The organism is Skermanella rosea, assembly GCF_016806835.2.
Lineage (GTDB): Bacteria > Pseudomonadota > Alphaproteobacteria > Azospirillales > Azospirillaceae > Skermanella > Skermanella rosea.
This window is the reverse complement of record NZ_CP086112.1, coordinates 24,814-40,498: the sequence shown is the minus strand read 5'-3', so window position 1 is coordinate 40,498 and position 15,685 is coordinate 24,814. Positions and strand designations below refer to the sequence as shown.

Annotated in this window: 8 protein-coding genes; 5 read left to right on the top strand and 3 right to left on the bottom strand. The window is 72.6% G+C overall.

What is annotated here, in order from left to right; translation table 11 throughout:
• Positions 1 to 155 precede the first annotated feature (155 nt).
• Together JL101_RS28750 and JL101_RS28745 are read left to right on the top strand one after the other, a co-directional pair.
• Positions 156 to 7,340, top strand: a complete 7,185-nt coding sequence (locus JL101_RS28750) for a non-ribosomal peptide synthetase (RefSeq protein WP_203103141.1) — start codon at positions 156 to 158, stop codon at positions 7,338 to 7,340.
• 211 nt (positions 7,341 to 7,551) lie between these two features.
• Positions 7,552 to 8,595 (top strand): glycosyltransferase family 4 protein, encoded by a 1,044-nt coding sequence (locus JL101_RS28745; protein ID WP_203103139.1) that lies wholly within the window; start codon positions 7,552 to 7,554, stop codon positions 8,593 to 8,595.
• A 195-nt stretch (positions 8,596 to 8,790) separates the two neighbouring features.
• Here the strand turns inward: JL101_RS28745 and JL101_RS28740 are convergent, their stop codons facing one another.
• Positions 8,791 to 9,603 (bottom strand): class I SAM-dependent methyltransferase, encoded by an 813-nt coding sequence (locus JL101_RS28740; RefSeq protein ID WP_203103137.1) that lies wholly within the window; start codon positions 9,601 to 9,603, stop codon positions 8,791 to 8,793.
• Between the two features lie 191 nt (positions 9,604 to 9,794).
• Between JL101_RS28740 and JL101_RS28735 the strand changes: the two genes are divergently transcribed.
• Complete coding sequence (locus JL101_RS28735) at positions 9,795 to 11,777, top strand: BTAD domain-containing putative transcriptional regulator (protein WP_203103135.1); 1,983 nt, start codon at positions 9,795 to 9,797, stop codon at positions 11,775 to 11,777.
• 12 nt (positions 11,778 to 11,789) lie between these two features.
• On the opposite strand, the gene JL101_RS28730 is transcribed toward JL101_RS28735, so the two are convergent.
• The gene (locus JL101_RS28730) at positions 11,790 to 12,248 is read right to left on the bottom strand and encodes an Lrp/AsnC family transcriptional regulator (RefSeq protein WP_203103133.1); all 459 of its coding nucleotides are present in this window, start codon (positions 12,246 to 12,248) and stop codon (positions 11,790 to 11,792) included.
• 116 nt (positions 12,249 to 12,364) lie between these two features.
• Between JL101_RS28730 and rocF the strand changes: the two genes are divergently transcribed.
• Both rocF and rocD read left to right on the top strand, forming a co-directional pair.
• On the top strand, positions 12,365 to 13,345 hold the full coding sequence (rocF, locus tag JL101_RS28725) for an arginase (RefSeq protein ID WP_203103131.1): 981 nt from the start codon (positions 12,365 to 12,367) through the stop codon (positions 13,343 to 13,345).
• A gap of 28 nt (positions 13,346 to 13,373) precedes the next feature.
• Positions 13,374 to 14,606 (top strand): ornithine--oxo-acid transaminase, encoded by a 1,233-nt coding sequence (gene rocD, locus JL101_RS28720; RefSeq protein ID WP_203103130.1) that lies wholly within the window; start codon positions 13,374 to 13,376, stop codon positions 14,604 to 14,606.
• A 48-nt stretch (positions 14,607 to 14,654) separates the two neighbouring features.
• On the opposite strand, the gene JL101_RS28715 is transcribed toward rocD, so the two are convergent.
• Positions 14,655 to 15,575, bottom strand: a complete 921-nt coding sequence (locus JL101_RS28715) for a DUF2254 domain-containing protein (RefSeq protein ID WP_228435594.1) — start codon at positions 15,573 to 15,575, stop codon at positions 14,655 to 14,657.
• Positions 15,576 to 15,685: the final 110 nt, after the last annotated feature.

Genomic DNA, 15,685 nt, shown 5'->3' with positions numbered 1-15,685 from the left:
GCAGCGCGTCGTGTCGATCGCGCTTGACCGAATCCCGCACGAAAAGTAGTAGAGAAGCTTCAACCATCCTATCCGAATGGGATGGAATATTACTATTGTATGCAATCAATACTAGCGTAATCCATTAACCGCCTATCGGGAAACCCACGCTCGCCATGCCAGATATCGACAGCAGCGAAGCCGACCTGGACCTTCTCGACTTTCTCCTGGACGAAGACGGCGATCCGCCGCCGCAGCGCAAGGCCGCCATGGAGTCCCGCCGGATGGACGGCGGGCCGCACCGGGCTCCGCTGTCGTTCCAGCAGCGGCGCATGTGGTACCTGCACCGGCTGGACGGGAACGCCGCCTACACGATCTGCCTGGCCTTCCGGCTGGGCGGGCGGTTCGAGCCGGAGGCCTTCGAGGCGGCGGTCGGCGACGTGGTCGCCCGCCACGCCGTCCTGCGCACCCGCTACGAGGAGCGCGACGGCGAGGGCGAGCAGGTGGTCGAGCCGGCGGGGCCGGTCCCGGTGGACCTGCGCGACTGGCGGGACCGGGCGGAGGACGCCGAGGCCCTGGCGGCGGCGATCCGCGAGGAGAGCGCGCGGCCGTTCGACCTGGGCCGGGGACCGCCGCTGCGGGCGTCGGCGATCCGGATCGCGGAGTCGCGGACCGCGATCGTCCTGGCGATCCACCATATCGCCGCCGACGCCTGGTCGCTGGGCATCCTGTCGGGCGACCTGCTGTCGGCCTACCGGGCGCGGCTGTCCGGCGCCGCCCCGGCCTGGGCGCCGCTGCCGGTCTCCTACGCCGACTTCGCGGCGTGGCAGCGGGAGAGCTACGGGCCCGACAGCGTCGCCGGCGACCTGGACTACTGGCGCGGGCGGCTGGCCGGGCTGCCGGTGCTGGACCTGCCGACCGACAGGCCGCGCCCGCGCCTCCAGGGCTTCAACGGCGCGCTGGTCCCCTTCACCATCCCGGCCGGGACGGCGGACCGGCTGCGCCGGCTGGCGTCCGCCGCGCGGACCACCCAGTTCACCGCCCTGATGACCGTCTTCCAGGTGCTGCTGGGGCGGCATTGCCGGCAGGACGACGTGCCGGTCGGCACCTCGCTGGCGAACCGGGAGCGGCTGGAGACCCAGGGGCTGGTCGGGTTCTTCGTCAACATGGTGGTGGTGCGCGGCGACCTCTCCGGCGATCCCGGGTTCCGGGCGCTGCTGGAGCGGCAGCGCGGGCTGGTGCTGGAGGCGTTCGACCACGCGACCCTGCCGTTCGAGATGCTGGTGGAGGCGCTGGACCTGCCGCGCGACACCAGCAGGAACCCGCTGTTCCAGGTCGCCTTCACGCTGCTGGACGCGGCCCCGCCGCCGACCGCCGGCGGGGAGTTCGCGGTCGAGCCGCTTCTGACCCAGGAGGCGGCCCGCTTCGACCTGGAGCTGTTCATCCGGGAGGAGCCGGGCGGCGGCCTGTCCGGGGTGTTCTCCTACAACACGGACCTGTTCGAGGCGGAGTCGGTCGCCCGGCTGGCGCGCCAGTTCGCGACCCTGGCGGAGAGTGCCGCGGCGGCGCCGGACACGCCGGTGTCGCGCCTGCCGCTGATCGGGCCGGACGAGCGGGCGGCGCTGCTGACCGGGCCGAAGCGCCCGGCGGCGCCCTTCGCCGAGGGGGTCCACGACCGGTTCGTCCGCCATGCGCGGGAGCGGGCCGCGGCCACGGCGTTGAGGCTGAACGGCGAGCGGCAAACCTACGGGAGCCTGGAGCGGCGGTCCGCCGCGATCGCCGGGCGGCTGGGGGCGCTGGGGATCGGCGCCGGCGACCGCGTCGCCCTGTGGTTCGAGCCTTCCCTGGAGATGCCGGCGGCGATCCTGGGCGTGCTGCGGGCGGGGGCGGCCTATGTCCCGCTCGATCCGCACTATCCCGCCGACCGGGTCGCCCACGCGCTGGAGGACAGCGGCGTCGCGGCCGTCGTGACGACGGAAGCGCTGGCGCCCCGGGTGCCGGCGGGGACCGGGGTGCCGGTGCTGTGCGTCGAGGACTGCGGGGACGCCGATGCCGAGGGGTTCGTCCCGGTCTCGGTCGGGCCGGACGACCTGGCCTATGTGATCTACACCTCCGGCTCGACCGGCAGGCCCAAGGGCGTGCTGGTCACCCACGGCAACCTGACCCGGCTGTTCGACGCGACGGACGCGTGGTTCCGCTTCGGCGCGCGGGACGTCTGGACCCTGTTCCATTCCTACGCCTTCGACTTCTCGGTCTGGGAGATCTGGGGCGCCCTGGCTTATGGCGGCGCGCTGGTGATCGTCCCGCGCGAGGTGGCGCGGGCGGCCGACGCCTTCTACGACCTGCTGTGCCGCGAGAAGGTGACGGTGCTGAACCAGACGCCGTCGGCCTTCCGCCAGTTGATCCAGGCGGAGGAGGCGGACCCGCGCGAATCCGAGCTGGCGCTGCGCTTCGTGGTGTTCGGCGGCGAGGCGCTGGACCTCGCCAGCCTGGAGCCCTGGCTGGACCGCCACGGCGACGACGCGCCGCGGCTGGTCAACATGTACGGCATCACCGAGACGACCGTCCACGTGACCTATCGGCCGATCCGCTGGCGCGACGTCAAGCGCCGGCTGGGCAGCGTCATCGGCGAGCCGATCCCGGACCTGTTCATCCGCCTGCTCGACGGAAACGGCGAGCCGGTGCCGCCCGGCATGGTCGGGGAGATCTGGGTCGGCGGGGCCGGCGTGGCGCGGGGATACCTGAACCGGCCGGAGCTGACGGCGGAACGCTTCGTCCTGGATCCCGCCGGCGGCGGGCTCCTGTACCGCAGCGGCGACCTGGCCCGGGTCACCCCGGCGGGCGACCTGGAATATCGCGGGCGCGCCGACGCCCAGGTGAAGCTGCGCGGGTTCCGGATCGAGCTGGGCGAGATCCACGCCGTGCTGTCCGACCACCCGGCGGTCGGCGACGTGGCGGTGGTGCCGCGCGGGGAGGGCGACGCCAAGCGGCTGGTCGCCTATGTCGTCCCGCGCCCCGGCGCTGACGGTGAGGCAGGGGGCGAGGCAGGGGGCGAGGCCGAGGCCGACGAGGGCTGGCGCGCCGCCTTCGACATGATCTATGGCGGGGATGGGGAAGCGCAGGACTTCGACATCTCCGGCTGGAACGACAGCTACACCAACGCGCCGATCCCCGCGGCGGAGATGCGCGCCTGGCTGGACGAGACGCTGGACCGGCTGCGGGCGCTGGCGACGCGCCGGGTGCTGGAGATCGGCTGCGGCACCGGGATGATCCTGTTCGGGCTGGCGCCGTCGGTCGAGCTGTACCACGGGCTGGACTTCTCCGCCCCGGTGGTCGAGCGGCTGCGCCGCGCCGCGGCGGACCGGGGGCTGGACCATGTCACGGTGGAGCGGCGGGAGGCCGCCGACCTGGACGGGGTGCCCGGCGGCTTCGACCTGGTCGTGATCAATTCGGTCGCGCAATATTTCCCGAGCCGCGCCTATTTCATGGCGGTGGTGGAGGGCGCGCTGGCCCGGCTGGCGCCCGGCGGGCGGCTGTTCCTGGGCGATCTGCGCAACCGCGTGCTGCTCCGGGCGTTCCATGCCGACATCGCCGCCGCGACCGGGGCGGGGCGGACCCGGCTGGAGCTGGCGCGCCGGCTGGCGCGGGCGGTCGAGCGCGAGAAGGAGATCCTGGTCGATCCCGCCTTCTTCGCGGCGCTGGCGCGGCGGCCCGACGTGGCCGGCGTGATCGCCATGCCGAAGGCCGCGGCGGGAGACAACGAGTTGACCCGCTTCCGGTACGACGCCGTCGTCACGGTCAAGGGCGGAGCCGGGACCGTTGCGGCGGCGGAATATTCGCTTTGGGCCGATGGCGATGGGGAGGGACTGCTGGCCGGCAGGCTGGCGCGGGAGGGTTCCGGCTTCGGCATCTCCGGCGTCCCGAACCGGCGGCTGGCCCGGCCGCTGGAGGCGCTGGCCTGGATCGAGGCGGACGGGCCGCCCGTCGATCCGGCGGACGGGCTGGACGGGGCGGCGATCGCTCGGCTTGCCCGGGAGCATGGCTGGGAGGCGGTCCCGGGATGGACCGCCGGGACGGAGGACGGGCGCCTGGACGTCTGGTTCCGCCGGCCGGGCGAGCCGATGCCGGCGGGATGCGCGCCGGCGCCGGCCGCCGCCGAGGCGCCGGCCGCCTATCTCAACGAGCCCGCGCCGCCGGACCGGCGCGGCACGCTGGGCCGCGCGCTGCGCCGCCACGCGGCGTCCCGCCTGCCGGAACACATGGTGCCCGGCGCCTTCGTCTTCCTGGACCGGCTGCCGCTCGGGCCGACCGGCAAGCTGGACGCCCGCGCCCTGCCGGAACCGGGGGAGGACGGGCCGGCGGCCGGGGCGGACGGCGAACCGCCGCGCACCCCGCTGGAGGCCGCCGTCGCGGAGACCTGGGCGGAAGTGCTGGGCATCGCCCGCGTCGGCATCCGCGACAATTTCTTCGAGGCCGGCGGCCACTCGCTGCTGGCGACGCGGGTGATCGCCCGCATCCGCGCCCGGTTCGGAATCGACCTGCCGCTGCGCCTGCTGTTCGAGCGGCCGACGGTCGCCGAGTTCGCCGCCGAGATGGCGGAGCGGCTGGGGCCGGACGCCGCGCAGGGGGCCGCCGAGGGGATCATCCCGCGGGCGGACCGGACCGGCGTGCTGCCGCTCTCCTACGCCCAGCAGCGCCTGTGGTTCCTGGACCGGCTGATGCCCGGCACCGGCGTCTACAACGTGGCGCTGGGGCTGAAGCTGGACGGCGACCTGGACGAGGCGGCGCTGCGCCGGGCGCTGACCGGCCTGATCGCCCGGCACGAGACGCTGAGGACCCGCTTCCCCGTGGTGGACGGCCGGCCCTTCCAGGAGATCATGCAGCCGTTCGAGGCGCCCCTGACCGTGCTGGACGGGGCCGTGCTGGACGGGGCCGTGCTGGACGGATCGGAATTCGCGCTTCCCGCCGGCCCGGATCCGGAGAGCCTGGGGCGGGCGCTGCGGCCGCTGGCGCTGGAGCCGATCGACCTGGACCGCGGGCCGCCGCTGCGGATGACGCTGGTCCGGCTCGCCCCCGGCTCCGCCGTTCTGGTGGCGGTGCTCCACCATGCCGTCACGGACGGCTGGTCGATGGGCGTGCTGGCGCGGGAGGTGACGGAGCTTTACCGCGCTGCCGCCGAGGGGCGGGCCGCGGACTTGCCGCCGCTCCCGGTCCAGTACGCCGACTTCTCCGCCTGGCAGCAGCGGACTCTTTCCGGCGCCGCCCTGGAACGGCTGGTCGGCCATTGGCGCGAGCGGCTGGCCGGCGCGCCGGAGGTGCTGGAGCTTCCCGCCGATGCGCCGCGGGCATCCGGAGCGGACCGCCCCGCCCGGTGCCATCGCTTCCGGATCGGCGCCGCGGAGACCGAAGCCCTGCGCGGGCTGGCGAACCGCGGCGGCGCCACGCTGTTCATGGTGCTCTATGCCGGGTTTACGCTGCTCTTGTCGCGCTGGAGCGGGCAGTCCGACGTGGTGGTGGGTACGCCGATCGCGAACCGCATGCGCGACGACCTGGCCGGGCTGATCGGCTGCTTCGTCAATACCCTGGCCCTTCGGCTGGACCTGTCGGGCAACCCATCCGGGCTGGAACTGGTCGAGCGGGCGCGCCGGGTGACGCTGGACGCCTATGCCCACCAGGACGCGCCGTTCGAACTGGTGGTGGACGCCCTGGGGCTGAAGCGCTCGATCAACCGGACGCCGCTGTTCCAGGCCATGATGGTGCTTCAGAACGCGCCGGGCGGGCGGCTCGACCTGCCGGGGCTGACCGTCACGCCGCTGGCCGACGATGCCGGCGTCGCCCGTTTCGACGTGCTGCTGACCCTGGTCGAGGAGGGCGGCGGCATCAATGCCGTCCTGGAATGCGACGCCAACCGGTTCCATGCCGGAACGGTCGAGCGGCTGGCCCGGCACCTGACGCATCTTCTGGCCGAGCTGGCGGCCCGTCCCGAGGCCGGCGCGCTGCGGCTTCCCCTGGCCGACGCCGGGGCGGAGGCCGAGGCGATCCGGGCTTGGCAGCGGGCCGGGCGGGCGCCCGCCGATCTTGTCGCTCCCGGAACGATCCCCCACGTCCTGGACGCCGACCGGGCGCCGGTGCCGGTCGGCCTGCCGGGAACGCTCTGGCTGGAGCGGCCGGGGGAGGCGCCGGTCCCGACCGGCATCACGGTGCGCTGGACCGGGGAGGGCGTCCTGGAGCGCCGGGACGAGGGGGCCGGGGCGCCGGAGCCCGAACCGGCGGCCGACATCCCGGACGGATTGGCCCCGCCGAGCGCCACCGAGACGGCGCTGCTCGACATCTGGTCCGCCGTGCTGGAGCGGCCGGTGACCTCCGTCCATGCCGGATTCTTCGAGCTTGGCGGGCACTCGTTCCTGGCGGTCCAGCTGATGGCCCGGGTCGAGGCGGCGTTCGGCTGCCGGCTGCCGCTGGCCAGCCTGTTCTCCGGCGGGACGGTCGCCCGGCAGGCGGCGCTGATCGACGCCCGGTCCGGAGGCGCCGACGAGGTGCTGGTGATGCTGCGGTCCGAGGCGGTGCCGCCGGGGAGCGAGCGGGGCACGATCCTGCTGCCGCACGAGGTCTCGGGCCATGTCCTCAGCTACGCGGCGCTCGCCGCGCATCTGCCCGAGGGCTGGCGGGTGGCGGCGCTCCAGGCGCGCGGGCTCGACAATACCCGGCCGCCGATCGGCGGGCTGCCGGAAATGGCGCGGGCCTATGCCGACGCCGTGCTGGCCGCCGGCCTGCCCGGTCCCTTCGTGCCGGTCGGCTACTCGTTCGGCGCGGCCCTGGCCGGCGAGCTGGCGGCGCGCGGCCGGACGGTCGCCCGCGTCTGCGTGATCGACGCGCCGGCCAACCCGCAGGACTTCGCGGACGGCATCGTGCCGGGGGACGAGGCCGGGCGGCTGCTCCACATGGTCCGGGCGGTCGAGCACTCCATGGGGATCGATCTCGGCCTGGATGCCGCCGTGCTGAAGCAGTTCGGGCAGGAGACCCGGATCGACCTGGTGCACCGGCGGCTGGCCGCGACCGGGGCGTTCGGCGGGGCGGTCACGCGCGACCAGGTCGCCGGGATGCTGGCGGTCTACGGCGCCAACCTGGACGCCCTGCGGGACTTCCGGCCCAGGCCGATCGACCTGCCCGTGGACGTCTGGGTGACCGACGCGCTGGCCATCCGTCCCGGGCTGGCGGCGGATCTCGGCTGGTCGGAGATCGCAGCCGGATCGGTCGCGGTCCATCGGACCGGCGGCGATCATCACTCCGTGATGAGGGAGCCGCTCGTCGGGGAGCTGGCGGCCGCGATCGGGCGGGTGCTCGAACCCGTGCCGGCTTGATGCGGTGGAGCCTACATAAAAGTTTAAAAACCGGAAGACAGGAATTCCAATTGACCTGATGTCCGAAGATAATCTACTGATGGTGGAGTTTGTAATTATTTAATCGCGTCAATACTGCTCCACCGACCGCGTGCGATCCTGAGTTCCACAACATTGGTGCGGGCGGCATAGCCCCCTCGCTCAATTTTCACCGACAGCCGAGACCGATGCCATGCCGCGCCCGCTTCGAATCGCCCAGGTAGGTTCCATCATCTTCCCGATCCCGCCGACCCGCTTCGGCGGAACGGAACGGGCGGTCTCGTACCTGACCGAGGCCCTGGTCGCCGCCGGGCACGACGTCACGCTGTTCGCCTGCGGCGACGCGGTCACCTCGGCCCGGCTGCTCGCGTCGCGGGCGACGGCGCTGAACGGCAGCCAGGTCGCCAACGCGCTGCCCCACTTCGCCGCCCATTTCGCGCTGGTCCGCCGGCACCTGGAAGAGTTCGACATCGTCCATTTCCACGAGGAGGGGATGCATTTCCCCTGCTTCATGGACGTCGCCGACCGCACCGTGACCACCTTCCACATGCCGCTGGGCGGGCCGGACATGCGGATCCTGTACGATGCCGTTCCGGAAATGCCGCTGGTGTCGATCTCCGACCGCCAGCGACTGCCGCTGCCGCAGGCGCGCTGGGCCGGGACGGTGTATCACGGCATTCCCGCTGATCTGTACAACTTCAATCCCGAACCCGGGGGCTATCTCGCCTTCATCGGCCGCTTCTCGCCGACCAAGCAGCCGCACGAGGCGATCCGGATCGCGCTGGCCGCCGGGATGCCGATCAAGCTGGCCGGGACCCTGTACGACCAGGACCGCCCCTACTGGGACAAGCGGGTGAAGCCGTACCTGGACAATCCGCTGGTCGAGGTCGTCGGCGAGCTGAACGACGCGGAGAAGGACGGCTTCCTGGGCAAGGCGCGCGCGCTGCTGTTCCCGATCGACTGGGAGGAGCCGTTCGGGCTGGTCATGATCGAGGCCATGGCGACCGGCACCCCGGTGGTGGCCTACCGCTGCGGCGCCGTGCCGGAGGTGGTCGAGGACGGGATCACCGGCTTCGCCGTCACCAGCCTGGAGGCGGCGGTGGACGCGGTGGGCCGCGCCGCCGACCTGGACCGCGCCGCCGTCCGCCGCCGCTTCGAGGAACGCTTCACCGACACCCGCATGGCCGCGGACTATGTCGCGATCTACCGGCGCTTGCTGGCCGGAGGACGGGACTGAGGGCGGTTTCGACCGGTTCGCATGATCTCCAAAGCCTGAAAGCCCTTGGATTTCCTCCCTCGGGCGTAGGTCGGCCTTCGTCCGAAAGGGCGAACGCCGACACCCTGCACCGACGCTCCGGAAAGGGCGTCGGCGTCGGCCTGCGGCCGAGGCCGACCTACGCCGGACCGCAAGGCCTCCCATTCGGATTCTGGATCACCGGCGGGTGCCGAGGGTGAGCACGAAGGTGCGGGGCACGTGGATGCCCTGGCCTTCGCGGTAGCGCTCGTGGAAGGCGACGAAGTCGCGCTTCAGCGCGGCCCGGCGGTCCTCGTCCAGGCTGGCGGCCAGGGCGCGGGTCGGGCCGTAGCCGGTGACGAAGGTGTTCCAGGCCGCCTCGCCGCCGGTTTCCACATAGTGGCTGGTCTCGACCCGGATGGTCAGGTCGAAGGCGTCGCCCAGCAGCTGCCGAAGCCGCTCCGGGCGGCCCCAGTCGAACGGCGACACGGCGGGCGGGGCCGCCATGTAGGGCCGCATGACGGCGAACATCTCGGCGATGGTGCCGTCGGGCGTCCAGGTCGCCAGCGCCAGCCGTCCGCCCGGCCGGCAGACGCGGGCGAGTTCCCCGGCCGCCGCCTCGGGACGGCCGACGAACATGACGCCGAAGGTCGAGACGACGGCGTCGAAGCCGGCGTCCGCCAGCGGCAGGGCCTCGGCGTCGCCCAGCCGGTAGTCGATCGCGAGCCCGTCCGACAAGCCGCGCGCCGCGTCCAGCAGGCCGGCGGCGATGTCGATCCCGGTGACATGGGCGCCGCGCCGCGCGCAGGCCCGGGCGGTGATGCCGGTGCCGGTCGCGACGTCGAGGATGCGCTCGCCCGGCCGGGGCGCCAGGGCCGCGACGGTCGTATCGATGCCGTCATAGACGCCGCGGATGATCTCCTCGTAGTCGCGCCCGCCCGAACTCCAGACGGAGGCGGCGCGCTCGTTGTGCGGCTGGATGGCGGGAAGGGGGTTGGTCTGGACGTTCATGTCATGCTCCTCGTTTCCGGTTTCGGCGACCAGGATCGCGCGCCGGCGTCAGCCCGCCGTCCGGCCGGCGTCAGCCAGGCGTCAGGACGCGGTCTCTTTCGGGGGATGGCCCGGTCGGGCGTAAGCGCCTCTGACAGCCGGCACCGGACCTGCTAAGGTCCGGTGCTCGGGCAAGCTCCCCCGGAGGGCGCGTGGACGGACCGACGCTTCGTTTGCTGGGCGGCTTCTCGCTCGCCGACGCGGGCGGGCGCGAGGTCGCGTTGCCGGGGCGGAAGACGCGGATGCTGCTAGCCTATTTGGCGCTGAACGCGGCGCGGCCGGTGCCCCGGGAACGCCTTGCCGGCCTGCTGTGGCCGGACCGTGACGAGCGGAGCGCCCGCCACTGCCTGCGCCAGGGGCTGACGGAACTCCGCCGCCTCGGCGAGCGGGCGGGGGGAGACCTGATCCGGACCGGCGGCGACACGGTCGCCACGGCGCTGCCGGAAGGGCGGGTGGACGTTCCCGCCGTCGAGCGGCTGGCCCGGGAGGGCACCCCCGACGCCCTGCGCGCCGCCGCCGACCTGTGCGCCGGGCCGCTCCTGCCGGGGGAGGAGACCGGCTCGGACGATTTCGACACGTGGCTGTCCGGCGAGCGCGCGCGGGTCGCCCGGATCGCGGGCGGCGTCTTCGCCCGCCTGACCGCGCTGTGCGAGGAGCGGGGGGACTGGGACGGCGCCGCCTCGGCGGCCGAGCGCTGGCTGGTCCTGGATCCCGCCTGCGAGGAGGCGCACCGCAGCCTGATGCGGGGCCATGCGCAGGCCGGGCGGCGTTCGGAGGCGATCCTGCAATACCACGCCTGCGCCGAGGCGGTGCGCCGCCGGCTCGACGCCGAGCCGGAGGAGCGGACCGTGGAGCTGCTGCGCAGCATCCGCGCCCGGGCCTGGGCCTCGCCGGCGGCTCCCCAGCCGGCGGTATCCTCCGGGCCGGAGCCCCAGGGGCTTCCGGGCAAGCCGTCGCTGGCGGTCCTGCCCTTCGAGACGCTGGACGGACCGGCCGAAGGCGGGGGGATCGCCGACGGCCTCGCCCACGACATCCTGACGCGGCTGTCCAGGCTGCGGTCGATGTTCGTCATCGCCCACGGCTCGTCGTTCCGTTTCCGGGGCGTCGGAATCGATCCGCGCAGCCTGGGCGAGGCGCTCGGCGCCCGGTACCTGGTCACCGGCACGGTCCGCACCCATGGCGGCCGGCTGCGGCTGGCGGTGACGCTGGTGGACGCCGGGAGCGGGACCGTGCTGTGGAGCGAGGTGCTGGAAAGGCGGCTGGACGACCTGTTCGCGGTCCAGGACGAGCTGACCGCCAGGATCGCCGCCGTCCTGGAGACGGAGATCGAGGTGGCGGAGATCCGGCGGTCGCTGACATGGCCTTCCGAACGGCTGGACGCCTGGGGCGCCTATCACCGCGGCCTGTGGCACATGTTCCGCTTTACCCGCGGCGACAACGACACGGCGCGGGGCTTCTTCCAGCAGGCGCTGAGGCTGGATCCGCTGAGCGCGCGCGCCCATGCCGGCCTGTCCTTCACCCATTTCCAGGACGCCTTCCTGCATCGCCTGGGCGACTGGCGGCGCGAGGCCGACCGCGCCTACCGCTTCGCCGAGCAGAGCGTCGCCCTGGACGAGCGGGACCCGACGACCCATTGGGTGCTGGGGCGCGCCCTGTGGCTCCTGAAGCGCCAGGACCCCGCGGTGGAGGAGCTGGGGGTGGCGGTCGATCTCAATCCGAACTTCGCCCTCGGCCACTACACCATCGCCTTCGTCCAGTCGCAGGGCGGCGACGCCGCGGCGGCCCTGGAGGCCGCCGAACTGGCGCAGCGGTTGAGCCCCCTGGATCCCCTGCTGTTCGCGATGCTGGGCGCGCGGGCCCTGGCCTGGCTGAACCTGGGTGACTACGGCCAAGCGGCGGCGTGGGGCGAACGGGCGGCGCGCCGGCCCAACGCCCATGTCCATATCCATGCCATCGCGGCCTTCTGCGACGCCCTGGCGGACCGGCGGGAGGAGGCGCGGACCCATGCCCGGCGGATCAAGGCGGAGATGCCGTCATACCGGTGCGAGGATTTCCTGACGGCGTTCCGGACGCTCCGGCCGCCGGTGGCCGATCTGATCCGCCGGGTCGGGCCGGGCATCGGGATTCCGGTCTGAGGAGGGACGGCATCACGCGACCTCGGCCAGCAGGATGCTGGTTTCCGAGTGGGATATCGCGCGGGTGGAGCGGATCTCGGTCAGGACCCGGTCGAGCGTCGCGAGGTCGGCGGTATTGATCTCCGCCACCAGGTCCCAGCGGCCGTTGGTCGAATGGACGCGGGTGACTTCGGGGATGCGCTTCAGGGCGGCCAGCACGGAGCGGTGGTCGCTCGACCGCACCTCCAGCGAGGCGATGGCGCGGACCGGGCTGGCCCCGGCGTCGCCGCTCAGACGGACGGTGAAGCCGAGCAGCACCTTGTCCCGGATCAGCCGGTCGATCCGGTTCTGCACCGTGCCGCGCGACACGCCGAGATGCCGGGCGAGCGTCGCGGTCGGCAGGCGCGCATTGTCGCGCAGAAGCTCGATCAGCCGGCGGTCTGTCGCGTCGAGCGCAGGGGAGGGCCGGGGGGAGGATTGGCGATCCGTCATCGGGGCCTGGCGATCTGCTTGATGGACTCGGCAAAGCTTAGCACATCCCTGGCTGTTCGTTGGCAGGACGTGACGTCATCCTCGTCTCCGGTTCACATCATCGGAGCGATCGGCACATGCGTTGGACGGATTCGGGCAAATCCCGGCAATCGGCGAGGGTATCGCTGCTCGGCATCCCGCTCGAACTGGGCGCCGGCGAGGCCGGCTCGGTGATGGGGCCGGCGGCGCTGCGCACCGCCGGTCTTCCGGCCCTGCTGGGCGAACTCGGCCACGCCGTGGTCGACCATGGCGACCTGCCGCACCCGGCGCCCGTCGAGGTCGAGATGGCCCCGGCCGCCGCCGCCGCGTGCCGCAACCTCGGCCATATCGCCGCCTGGACCCGGCTGATCCACGACCATGCCTACCTGATGGCGCGGGCCGGCGGGTTCCCGATCTTCCTGGGCGGCGACCACAGCCTGTCCATGGGCACGGTCAGCGGCATCGCCCGCCACTGCCGGGAGGCGGGCAGGGAGCTGTTCGTGCTCTGGCTCGACGCCCATGCCGATTTCAACACGCCGGCGACCACGCCGTCGGGCAACATGCACGGGATGCCGGTCGCCTTCGCCTGCGGCGACCGGAGCCTGCGGCCCCTGCTGGGCGACCGGCCCTTCGTCCCGGTCAGGGCGGAGAACTTCCACCTGTTCGGCCTGCGCTCGATCGACCCGACCGAACGCGAGGCGGTCCAGGCGCGCGGCATCCAGGTCTCCGACATGCGGGCGATCGACGAGACCGGCGTCTCGGTCCCGCTGCGGCGGATGCTCGACCGGATCGCCGGCGGCGACGCCCACCTGCATGTCAGCCTGGACGTGGATTTCATCGACCCCGGCCTGGCGCCCGGCGTCGGGACCACGGTGCCCGGCGGCGCCACCTACCGCGAGGCGCACCTGATCATGGAACTGCTGCACGACAGCGGGCTGGTCGGGTCGCTCGACATCGTCGAACTGAACCCCTTCCTGGACGAGCGCGGCAAGAGCGCCCGCCTGCTGACCGAATTGGCCGCCAGCCTGTTCGGCCGGACCATCATCGACCGCCCGGCGCGGCGCATCCGCGTCGCCTGAACGAACCAGCCGCGAGGAGACCGAACCCATGAACGTCGCCACCAGCCCCGACACCCTGTCCCGGAGCGCCGGCCTGATCGAGATCGAGCACTCGCTGGGCGCCCACAACTACAAGCCGCTCGACGTCGTGCTCACCCGCGGCGAGCGGGTCTGGGTCTGGGACGTGGACGGCAACCGCTACCTGGACTGCCTGTCGGCCTATTCCGCGGTGAACCAGGGCCATTGCCATCCCCGCATCCTCGCGGCGATGGTCGAGCAGGCGGGCAAGCTGACCCTGACCTCGCGCGCGTTCCGCAACGACCAGCTGGCGCTGTTCTACGAGGAGCTGGCGGCGCTGACCAATTCCCACAAGATCCTGCCCATGAACAGCGGCGCCGAGGCCGTGGAATCCGCGATCAAGGCGGTGCGCAAATGGGGCTACGAGGTCAAGGGCGTGCCCGAGGGGCAGGCGGAGATCGTCGTCTGCTCCGACAATTTCCACGGCCGGACCATCGGCATCGTGGGCTTCTCCACCGACCCCGACGCGCGGGGCGGCTTCGGCCCGTTCCCCTCGGGCTTCCGGGTGGTGCCGTTCGGCGACGCGGAGGCGTTCCATGCCGCGATCACGCCGAACACCGTGGGCTTCCTGGTCGAGCCGATCCAGGGCGAGGCCGGCGTGATCATCCCGCCGCCGGGATACTTCAAGCGCGTGCGCGAGCTCTGCACCGCCCATAACGTCACGCTGATCCTGGACGAGATCCAGACTGGCCTGGGCCGCACCGGCCGCCTGCTGGCCGAGGAGCACGAGGGGATCGAGGCCGACGTCACCCTGATCGGCAAGGCCCTGTCGGGCGGCTTCTACCCGGTCTCGGCGGTGCTCTCCAACACGGAGGTGCTGGGCGTGCTGAAGCCGGGCCAGCACGGCAGCACCTTCGGCGGCAACCCGCTGGCCTGCGCGGTGGCGCGCGCCGCGCTGAAGGCGCTGGTCGAGGAGGGCATGATCGGGAATTCGGCCGAGCTGGGCGCCTATTTCAAGCGGGAGCTGGCGGGCATGGGGAGCGGCGCGGTGCGCGAGGTGCGCGGCCGGGGGCTGATGCTGGCGGTCGAGCTGCATCCCGAGGCCGGCGGCGCCCGGCGCTTCTGCGAGGCCCTGCGGGCACGCGGCATCCTGGCGAAGGACACCCACGGCCACACCATCCGCATCGCCCCGCCGCTGGTCATCACCCGCGACGAGGTGGACTGGGCGCTGGAGCGGATCGCGCCGGTGCTGGCGGAGGCCTGATGCCGGTACCGTCGCGGCCGGGCTTCCGCCTTCGGGACGACCTCGGCGTCACGGAGGGGACGGCAGCCCCCTCCACATGACGACCGTTCCATCCCGGTCCTGCCGTCCGGACCCGGCGGCATCCCGGCGGATGCTCCGGGTCCGCTGCAGCTTGCGCTTGGCCTCGGCGAAGGCGCCGTCGATGTCGGCGCGGTCGCGGGGCTCCTCGGCCTGGGAGAGGCCGGCGGCGGCGAACAACTCGGCATGGCGCAGCAGGGCGTGGCACTGGTCCGCGGTGCGGACATGCTCCGCGAGACGGTAAACCGCGCCCAGCATGTGGATGACGACGGCCGGATGGGTGGCGGCGGCCTGGCGGATCTGGTGGAACGCCGCGTCGAAGATCCCGTCGAAACCGGTGTCGTCGCCGACGATGCGCAGGATGCCCCGGCTGTCGTGGCGGATGGTGGTGGGCAGCTTCTTTTCCATCGCCTGTGCCAGCGCTCCGCGGAGGCGGTCGACGACCGCCATGGCCGTGTTCGGGTCGTTGATGGCCGGCGACAGGGCCCGCAGCGCGATGTCCACCAGGTGCCGGATGGAGAACTCGAGATCCTGCTCGGGGGTGCGCCGGTCCCCGATCAGGACGTTTTCCCGGACACCCTTCTCGATCTCGCCGTTCAGATCGTCGCCGGGATAGACGAAGGCGAGCCAGCCGCCCCGGCACATGAACTCGCCGGCACGGTAGTCGAACCTGATCAGGACGCGGTGCCGAGTGGCGAGTTCGAGCAGGCTCTCGTAGTCGATCGACTGCACGTAACCCTCGTTGACGGCCGTCACGACGTCCGCGCGGGCGTCGAAATCCTCCGGCAACGCGGCGTCGCGGGCCGGCTCGGCCTCGGCGGCCGGGAGCATGCGCCGGACGCTGTTCTCCAGGTCGCCGGAAACCCGGCCGATCACCGTCTCGGCGATGATCGAGCGGGCGACCGCGTGCAGGAAGAACCGGTCTTATGTAGCAGACGCCACCAAGTGGGGATCGACTGCAGGATAACTTGCGAGGGGTTCAGCGCGATGGATATGGGGAGGCGGCAAATAAGAACATAACA

Coding starts and splice junctions, on each gene's coding strand:
- JL101_RS28750 (WP_203103141.1), top strand. CDS start 156: ATGCCAGATATCGACAGCAGCGAAGCCGACCTGGACCTTCTCGACTTT.
- JL101_RS28745 (WP_203103139.1), top strand. CDS start 7,552: ATGCCGCGCCCGCTTCGAATCGCCCAGGTAGGTTCCATCATCTTCCCG.
- JL101_RS28740 (WP_203103137.1), bottom strand. CDS start 9,603: ATGAACGTCCAGACCAACCCCCTTCCCGCCATCCAGCCGCACAACGAG.
- JL101_RS28730 (WP_203103133.1), bottom strand. CDS start 12,248: ATGACGGATCGCCAATCCTCCCCCCGGCCCTCCCCTGCGCTCGACGCG.
- rocF (WP_203103131.1), top strand. CDS start 12,365: ATGCGTTGGACGGATTCGGGCAAATCCCGGCAATCGGCGAGGGTATCG.
- rocD (WP_203103130.1), top strand. CDS start 13,374: ATGAACGTCGCCACCAGCCCCGACACCCTGTCCCGGAGCGCCGGCCTG.